General features: G+C 52.1%; 1 rRNA gene. It reads left to right on the top strand.

Annotated features, from left to right (window positions below):
• Positions 1 to 1,375: ribosomal RNA gene (locus tag OGY17_RS20600) — 23S ribosomal RNA — on the top strand; the annotation flags it as partial.
• Positions 1,376 to 1,387: the final 12 nt, after the last annotated feature.

Below are 1,387 nucleotides of genomic sequence, written 5' to 3' on the forward strand. Positions count from 1 at the left end.
ACTACGGTGCTGAAGTAACAAATGCCCTGCTTCCAGGAAAAGCCTCTAAGCATCAGGTAACACGAAATCGTACCCCAAACCGACACAGGTGGTCAGGTAGAGAATACCAAGGCGCTTGAGAGAACTCGGGTGAAGGAACTAGGCAAAATGGTGCCGTAACTTCGGGAGAAGGCACGCTGATATGTAGGTGAAGTGATTTACTCATGGAGCTGAAATCAGTCGAAGATACCAGCTGGCTGCAACTGTTTATTAAAAACACAGCACTGTGCAAACACGAAAGTGGACGTATACGGTGTGACGCCTGCCCGGTGCCGGAAGGTTAATTGATGGGGTTATCCGTAAGGAGAAGCTCTTGATCGAAGCCCCGGTAAACGGCGGCCGTAACTATAACGGTCCTAAGGTAGCGAAATTCCTTGTCGGGTAAGTTCCGACCTGCACGAATGGCGTAATGATGGCCAGGCTGTCTCCACCCGAGACTCAGTGAAATTGAACTCGCTGTGAAGATGCAGTGTACCCGCGGCAAGACGGAAAGACCCCGTGAACCTTTACTATAGCTTGACACTGAACACTGGTCCTTGATGTGTAGGATAGGTGGGAGGCTTTGAAGTGTGGACGCCAGTCTGCATGGAGCCATCCTTGAAATACCACCCTTTAATGGCTGGTGTTCTAACGTAGACCCGTAATCCGGGTTGCGGACAGTGTCTGGTGGGTAGTTTGACTGGGGCGGTCTCCTCCTAAAGAGTAACGGAGGAGCACGAAGGTTAGCTAATCCTGGTCGGACATCAGGAGGTTAGTGCAAAGGCATAAGCTAGCTTGACTGCGAGAGTGACGGCTCGAGCAGGTGCGAAAGCAGGTCTTAGTGATCCGGTGGTTCTGAATGGAAGGGCCATCGCTCAACGGATAAAAGGTACTCCGGGGATAACAGGCTGATACCGCCCAAGAGTTCATATCGACGGCGGTGTTTGGCACCTCGATGTCGGCTCATCACATCCTGGGGCTGAAGTAGGTCCCAAGGGTATGGCTGTTCGCCATTTAAAGTGGTACGCGAGCTGGGTTTAGAACGTCGTGAGACAGTTCGGTCCCTATCTGCCGTGGGCGCTGGAGAATTGAGGGGGGCTGCTCCTAGTACGAGAGGACCGGAGTGGACGCATCACTGGTGTTCGGGTTGTCATGCCAATGGCATTGCCCGGTAGCTAAATGCGGAAGAGATAAGTGCTGAAAGCATCTAAGCACGAAACTTGCCCCGAGATGAGTTCTCCCTGACTCCTTGAGAGTCCTGAAGGAACGTTGAAGACGACGACGTTGATAGGTCGGGTGTGTAAGTGTAGCGATACATTGAGCTAACCGATACTAATGAACCGTGAGGCTTAACCTTACAACGCCGAAG

Origin of the sequence: Citrobacter sp. Cpo126, from assembly GCF_030332445.1 — a bacterium.
In the GTDB taxonomy this organism is placed as follows: Bacteria; Pseudomonadota; Gammaproteobacteria; order Enterobacterales; family Enterobacteriaceae; genus Citrobacter; species Citrobacter portucalensis.